Origin of the sequence: Deinococcus sp. (assembly GCF_018260555.1) — a bacterium.
Classification (GTDB): Bacteria; Deinococcota; Deinococci; order Deinococcales; family Deinococcaceae; genus Deinococcus.
Window position 1 is genome coordinate 1 of the sequence record NZ_JAGLBB010000104.1, and the last position, 6,275, is coordinate 6,275.

Genomic DNA, 6,275 nt, shown 5'->3' on the forward strand with positions numbered 1-6,275 from the left:
GCGAGTTCTGACGGGAAACCTCCCCAAAATTTTGGGGAGGTTGTGCCCCCACGCGAGCGCTCTATCTGTAAATCTTTTACAGATGGGCTACCGTGCCCCACGCGTGCGCGGGCGCGAGCCATCTGTGTGATTCACACAGATGCACCAACTGCGTGCCCCCACGCGTGCGCCCGCAGCCATCTGATAACAGTTATCAGATAGTGCCCCCCACGCGCCCGCGGGCGCGTGGATCAAGGCAGAGCTCACTGGCTATATAGCCAGGTGCCCCCCACGCGTGGCGACAGAATGCTGAAAAATGCTGATGTTTGCGGTGCCCCCCTCGCGCCCGCGCACGCGTGGTGGGGGAGGGGGTCGGCTTAGCGGAACAGAGACGTGCCCCCCAGCGGCCAGCAGCGCGCCCCGGCTGAACTTGCCGCACAGGGCGGCCAGGAACGGGCCAGCAGATACCGCCCCGGACACTCACACCGGGGCGGCTGTTGCTGCCGCCTTCCTGGCCGTCCTGTGCGGGCGGTACGCGCCTACGCCGCGCGGCGTACCGCCCGGTGCTGGTCGGCCAGTCGTTCACCGTCTGCCGTGCCGACACGTCTCCCGCCCGCACGTAACTCAGGGCGCCGTGATGCTCATCATTTTGCGGCGTTTCACGCGGCCCACCCTGTCCCGTTCAGCGCCACGCAGGGCGTGTGGCCGTGCGTGATGACTGGCCGCCGGATGTTGCGCTCATCCGGGTAGTGGGCCGACCAGTCGAGAGCGCACGCCCCGGCGTGCAGGCCTTCCCCCGGCTGGGCTGACCAGCGGGCGCACGTGCCGCAGTGCCCCGGCTGGTAGGTCGGCGGGTACGTTCCGTCAGGCATCTGCCCGCGCTGAAGTCGGCGGATCAGGGGCGCGCGGTGCCGTTTGATGCCCTCGAGGACTTCAGCGGGTGGGGGCGTACCAGCAGCGGCGTTCAGGTTCCCGGCGGCGTTCAGCGTGAGGGAAACGCCGTGCTGGGCGAGCTTGCCGACCAGTTCATTGAGGTTCACAGGTCTTCCTGCGCCCAGGCTTCGGTGACACTGGTGACACTGGTGACACCAGTTCCCCGGTTTTCTGTATACGCGTGTAAGAGATTACGAGAAACCGGGGAATCAGTGTCACCACCGTCACCGCTGTCACCCGCTTCAGACACCCCATCCCAACCGCGCTCTAACTTGGTGCGGTATGGCTTGCACCCTGCCGACCGGAGAAACGCGTGTAGATCGGCTAATTTCGCTTCGCGCGACCTGATTGCGTTCTCTGCCACCCATTCTTCGAACATGACCTTCAGGCGGCCGGAGGTGATCTCCAGACCGTCACCGAACATCAGCCGCGCCGCTGCGAACCGTTCGTAGGGGTTCTGATCCTTCCAGTACCCGGCCGTTGCCGCCTGCACTACGGCCGACTCGCCCAGGTCATACCCGCTGTTCAGCCACAGGCGGCAGCCTTCCACTAACCAGTTCAGGAACGCCGACAGGGCCACCGGGTCAGTCCTGAGTGTGTCTTTGAAGTTCCCGTCAGCTTCAGCGGGCCGCGCGCTGAACGGGACAACGATGATCCGGCGCTGTAGCCCGCTGTCATCGTGTGATGACTTGATCGGGTGATTCGTCTGAATGGCGAGCTTGAAGACTGGCGTGAACGTCACCATGTCGTTGCTGTGCATCCAACGCGCCGTGATCGGGTCATTCCCCGTCATGCCTTTCACGCGGCCAGCATTGAACCGCGCGTGTTCGTCGGGTTCGCTCGCGATGACCAGGCGCTTGCCCTGCAACTTCAGCAACTCAGGCTTAGGGCCGGTGCCGCTGTCGCCGTGCGCGTTGTGCAGGATCAGCCCCACCTCTATGGTGTGGGCGTACTCGCCCAGCGTGGCCTTAAGCGTATCGGCCAGTGTGCCCTTGCCAGTGCCGCCGGGACCGGACAGCACGACGAACTTCTCATTCGGCGCGCGGCCGTATAGGGTGCTGCCCGCCCAGCGTTGCAGCAGATCGTGCCGACCATCCGCCCGCAGCAGCTCCAGCAGGCGTTCCACGTAGGGATGCTGGGCGGCCGGATCGTAGGCGGCGCCCGCCTGACAGGTCATGAGGTCGGCGGGATCGTGGGGCCGCAACGTGCCACTGGTCAGCTCGAGCGTTCCGTTGGGGCAGTTCAGCAGCTCAGGGCGGGCGTTCCACGCGTCTACGGGCGTCAGGAACTCAGGTTTACCAGCGGCGGCCGTGAGTGCCCGGGTGACGGTGCCGACGTTGCACACGTTGGTAGCCCACCGGCCGACCCGCTCGAGGTCTTCCTTATCGGCGTGCTGTTTCAGCAGGTCAAGGAAGTACTGGCCGACTACTTCCCGCAGCACTTCACCGGCAACGGCTGCGGCCAGGATCGGTTCACGCATCCACACGCCGCGCGCCGGATCGTAGGCGTACCAGCCCTGGTTCAGGGTGTACCGCAGTCGGCCCTGAAGGTTGTTCGCGGCCAGGATGACGGCGTTTGCCTCGTCGGTGCCTTCCTGAGTGCCGTGCGGGAAGCTGGGCAGCCCGTACCCGCCCGCGCTGCTTGCGGGGGTCTTCCCGGCCGTCTGAAGGGCAAGCCGGGGGACTTGCGCCTTGACCTTGCGCGGCGTCTTGGGCGTGCCTTCCGGTTTCTGCCGGGGCGTCATCTTGCCTTTGTCCAGGCCGCTGCGGATGGTGGGCATGATCTCGCCCGGGTCAAGGCCGATCTCGCGGGCAACGTCGGCCAGGGCGGCCACCGCTGCGGATTCTTCGATGTGCCCGCCGCCGACCATGTTCCCGATGGCGCACGCGCTGATGTTCAGTTGATCGTTCCGGCCGCCCTTCCGACCGGCGCGCAGTTTGTCCAGTTCCTTCTGGAACGCCGCCGACCAGTACGGGGCAGCGCCGCCCTGGTACGCCATGGCGGCAGCCGGTGCCGGGTTTCGGGATTCTTCGGGGTCTTCATGCGAGAGGGAACGCGCCGCTGCAATGAGCTGGTCGGCCCACTCGCCCAGGAGCGAAGGAAGGGCCGACCAGTCACCATGCATAGGCTGGTACAGGTTCCCGCTGGGGTGCAGGCTGTGCGGAATGCAGGCGTACCCGCCCTGGCCGCGCGTTTCAATGCCGATCTCGCGCCGCTCGCGCTTCACGCCGTCGGCGTCACACGGGGGCAACCATGCCAGCTTCCTGTTTCCGGGCACGTCACCGGAACGCCGGTACGCGACTTGCCAGCCGCCCCCGCCGGTCCTCTGGCTGGGCAGGTCGGCGGCCCAGTCCGGGGCGGTGGCGAGCCACGCGGGGTAGAAGTCCGGCTCGTCAAAGTCCAGCACTTCAACGCCGCCGCTGACCTTCCCGCAGACCAGCGCGTAGCCCTTGGTACGCGGGTCGGCGTGCCACCTGAGGAGCTGGTCGGCCGTGGCGGGCGTGTCCTGATACGCGGCCCACTTGTACCACGGCCGTTTGTCCTGGCCGACGGCGATGATGCTGCACCCGGCGGCGCGCATGTCCAGCGCCAGCTTGAGCAGCGGCGGGACGGGCGTTACACTGTCCTCAGCGCCCGCCCGCGCTGCCCCCCCGTCCTGCACACGGGGGGGCGTCATTTTCTACCTGCCAGGAAGTCAGTCACGGCGTCGGCGGGTATCAGGATGCGCCGACCAGCGCGCACGCTGCGCAGTTCACCGGAGCGCAGCAGCTTGTACACGGTGCTGCGGCCTAAGCCCAGCAGGGGCTGAAGGTCGGCGGGCCTGTAGGCCGACCCGCCTTCATGACGTGGCGTGTTTTGTAGAGTCATAGCAGGAACCTCCTAAGGTTCGCAGCGCGCACGGGGTCTGTCTTGGCGGATCGTTCCCCGGCGCGCTGGTCTTTTGTATCGAGGGGTTAACCCTCACGAACACTGTACAGCATAAACGGCTTAACATTGTCCAGCACACAGTTTTCTACTACTTGAGGGGCGGTTATACCCTAGGGTTTATCTCGTAACTATGTGCCCGTAGTCCGGGTCATCCTTCAGCAGATCGGCCGCCCAGTCGGGTAGCCGCCCGCGTTCCTGAGCGGCGCGCAGGTCGCCAGCAACGCGGGCCGTCATGCGCGCCCGCTGGTACGCCGTCATGCCATAGGCCGACCAGTGCAGCGCGGCGGCGCGGGCTTCAGCGCTCAGCCAGACGTGCGTGATCCGGCGGCCCCGGCCAGCAGCGGGCGGCCAGCAGCCGACCAGCCCGCGCTTTTCAAATGCCCGCAGGGCGGCGCTGATCGAGGTCGGCGCTATGCCCAGGTCGGCGGCCGCGTCGGCCAGCACCCACGGCACCCAGCCGCTTTCTGGTCGGCGTTCGTTCAGCCAGACCAGCAGCCGGTGCCCGCCGCGTGAAATCTGCGCGGCTGCACTCTTGCGTGTCGCGCCCCTGGGCCGCCCGCCCTTGTTCCGTTGCCCCTGCACGGGCACCGGCTCAACTCGCCAGCGGGCCGCGCTGGTCGGCCAGCAGGTCGGCAACGGTCAGGGCGTCATTCCCGGTCATGCGGCGCAGGGCGGCCAGGATCGCGCCGACTGTCTCGATGTCGGCGCGCTTGGCAGTCCCGGCGGCCAGGGCGTACACGCTGTTCCGGCTGACCGTGCCGGATAGTTCCTGCGAGAGTTTGTATGCGCTCAGGTTGTGTGCGGCCAGCACGTCCTTTATGCGCCATTCAAGCGTGATCGGTTGTGTGTTCATGGGGGCACAGTACCATAGTCCCGACATGTTGACATAGTGCCTACTATCGGGTAGTATCAGGTCAGCAGGAAGGCCGGGTTTCCCGCGAAGAAAGCCCCGGCCGACTGACTCCCCCGTTCGAAGGAACCACCATGCAGCTTACCGCCCGCAACATCACCCGCACCTGGGAAACCGTCACCGAGCACCGCCCCCACGGGGAACACTGGGGCGACACCCTGCACACCGTCACCCTGACGGCCGACCAGCACGGCAACGTCACCGCCCAGATTGACGGCCAGGACGCCGACCCCGCCGCCGCCGTGCGCGCCCTGCACTACGCCACCCGCGCGGAACTGGTCAGCGAGTACCGCGCCCCCACCCCGCCGCCCGTGATCGGCAAGGCCCGCGCGGCCCGCCTGCACCGCCTCATGGGCCGCCTGGGGCTTCCCAGTGCCCAGCATTACGCCCTCGCGGCCGCCGCCCTGGGCGAGTGGGCACCGCTGCCCACTCTGGCCGACCTGACCGAACCTGAAGCGCGTACCGTGTACACGCACCTGTGCCGCCTGTACCCCGCCGCCTGAGCACCCACGGGGGGCCGCCGCGCCCCCCCCTGAGGACACCATGACCGGAACCCACGAACAGACCGCCCGCGCCGCACAGCACGCCACCCTGACCCCCGCAGAGCGCCGCGCCGCACTCGCCCGCATCGAGGAACGCCGCGCCCAGCTCACGGCGGAACTTGACCAGCTCGCCGCGATTGAGGCCGGACACCGGGCAGCCCTCGCCCCCACCTGGCAGGATGACAACCTGTGACGCGCTGCGATAGCTGCGGCCAGGGCGGCGCGGTGCTGGTCAGCCGACCGGGCAGCCCGGAGCACCTGTGCGGCGCGTGCGAGTCCCGCGCGCAGATCGAGGAACGCGCCGCCGCTGACCTGCGCGCCCAGCTTGCGCACGTGCTGCGGGCATGGGCAGCCCGCTGGTCGGCCGACCTCACCCCGGCCAGCGTCAGCGCGGCCAGGGACACCGCCCTGCGGGGTGAAGCCGACCAGTTCACCGCGTAACGATCCGTTACGGCCGCGCCGATCCTGTCACGGGGTCGGCGCGGTTCCTATTCCAGTACGCCCTTGCGGATCAGGCTACTTACCGTGTTCGTGCTGACCGTCACGCGCGGCCCGGTGCGGGGCGTCAGGGCGTACCCGCCTCCCTGGTCGGCTGTGAGGACACCACCGGCGGCCAGGGCGTTTCCAGGGTCGCGTTGCGGTTGTTTCACACCAGAACGCATTAGTGTGAAAACCGGCGCCGTGCCCCCACGCGTGCGCGGGCGCCCGCAGCCATCTGATAACAGTTATCAGACGTGCCCCCACGCGTGCGCGGGCGCGAGGGCAGAGCTCACTGTCAACGGTTGACAGTGAGGTGCCCCCCACGCGTGCCCGGTGATTTCCCCGGTTTCAAACCGGACAAGTGCCCCCCACGCGCCCTGCATCTGGCGGAAACCGCCAGATAGTGCCCCCTACGCGTGCGCGGGCGCGAGTTCTGACGGGAAACCTCCCCAAAATTTTGGGGAGGTTGTGCCCCCACGCGAGCGCTCTATCTGTAAATCTTT

General features: G+C 67.5%; 9 protein-coding genes. 3 read left to right on the forward strand and 6 right to left on the reverse strand.

The window, feature by feature from the left end:
- Positions 1-638 precede the first annotated feature (638 nt).
- From QZ271_RS13570 to QZ271_RS13590, 5 genes are all read right to left on the reverse strand, one after another.
- Entirely contained in the window at positions 639-1,019 is a 381-nt protein-coding gene (locus QZ271_RS13570) for a hypothetical protein (protein ID WP_291432366.1), read from the reverse strand.
- Positions 1,016-3,589, reverse strand: a complete 2,574-nt coding sequence (locus tag QZ271_RS13575) for a phage/plasmid primase, P4 family (protein WP_291432368.1) — start codon at positions 3,587-3,589, stop codon at positions 1,016-1,018. Before QZ271_RS13575 ends, QZ271_RS13570 begins: the two co-directional genes overlap by 4 nt.
- Positions 3,586-3,780, reverse strand: coding sequence for a helix-turn-helix domain-containing protein (locus QZ271_RS13580; protein WP_291432370.1), 195 nt, complete (start codon positions 3,778-3,780; stop codon positions 3,586-3,588). Before QZ271_RS13580 ends, QZ271_RS13575 begins: the two co-directional genes overlap by 4 nt.
- A 177-nt stretch (positions 3,781-3,957) precedes the next feature.
- Positions 3,958-4,422 (reverse strand): hypothetical protein, encoded by a 465-nt coding sequence (locus tag QZ271_RS13585; protein ID WP_291432371.1) that lies wholly within the window; start codon positions 4,420-4,422, stop codon positions 3,958-3,960.
- Positions 4,423-4,432: 10 nt separating this feature from the next.
- Positions 4,433-4,693: a helix-turn-helix domain-containing protein gene (locus QZ271_RS13590; protein ID WP_291432373.1), complete on the reverse strand. Its 261-nt coding sequence runs from the start codon at positions 4,691-4,693 to the stop codon at positions 4,433-4,435.
- Between the two features lie 131 nt (positions 4,694-4,824).
- Here QZ271_RS13590 and QZ271_RS13595 point away from each other — a divergent pair, with 131 nt between their 5' ends.
- The 3 genes from QZ271_RS13595 to QZ271_RS13605 are packed head-to-tail and all read left to right on the forward strand — an operon-like array spanning position 4,825 to position 5,733.
- Positions 4,825-5,253, forward strand: coding sequence for a hypothetical protein (locus QZ271_RS13595; protein ID WP_291432375.1), 429 nt, complete (start codon positions 4,825-4,827; stop codon positions 5,251-5,253).
- Between the two features lie 40 nt (positions 5,254-5,293).
- Positions 5,294-5,485, forward strand: coding sequence for a hypothetical protein (locus tag QZ271_RS13600; protein WP_291432377.1), 192 nt, complete (start codon positions 5,294-5,296; stop codon positions 5,483-5,485).
- Positions 5,482-5,733, forward strand: coding sequence for a hypothetical protein (locus QZ271_RS13605; protein ID WP_291432380.1), 252 nt, complete (start codon positions 5,482-5,484; stop codon positions 5,731-5,733). Before QZ271_RS13600 ends, QZ271_RS13605 begins: the two co-directional genes overlap by 4 nt.
- Before the next feature lie 47 nt (positions 5,734-5,780).
- Here QZ271_RS13605 and QZ271_RS13610 read toward each other — a convergent pair whose 3' ends face one another.
- Positions 5,781-5,942: a hypothetical protein gene (locus QZ271_RS13610; protein ID WP_291432381.1), complete on the reverse strand. Its 162-nt coding sequence runs from the start codon at positions 5,940-5,942 to the stop codon at positions 5,781-5,783.
- Positions 5,943-6,275: the final 333 nt, after the last annotated feature.

Bases quoted from the DNA above. Each gene is read 5' to 3' on its own strand.
- QZ271_RS13575 (WP_291432368.1), bottom strand. From the start codon at position 3,589: ATGACGCCCCCCCGTGTGCAGGACGGGGGGGCAGCGCGGGCGGGCGCT.
- QZ271_RS13580 (WP_291432370.1), bottom strand. From the start codon at position 3,780: ATGACTCTACAAAACACGCCACGTCATGAAGGCGGGTCGGCCTACAGG.
- QZ271_RS13590 (WP_291432373.1), bottom strand. From the start codon at position 4,693: ATGAACACACAACCGATCACGCTTGAATGGCGCATAAAGGACGTGCTG.
- QZ271_RS13595 (WP_291432375.1), top strand. From the start codon at position 4,825: ATGCAGCTTACCGCCCGCAACATCACCCGCACCTGGGAAACCGTCACC.
- QZ271_RS13600 (WP_291432377.1), top strand. From the start codon at position 5,294: ATGACCGGAACCCACGAACAGACCGCCCGCGCCGCACAGCACGCCACC.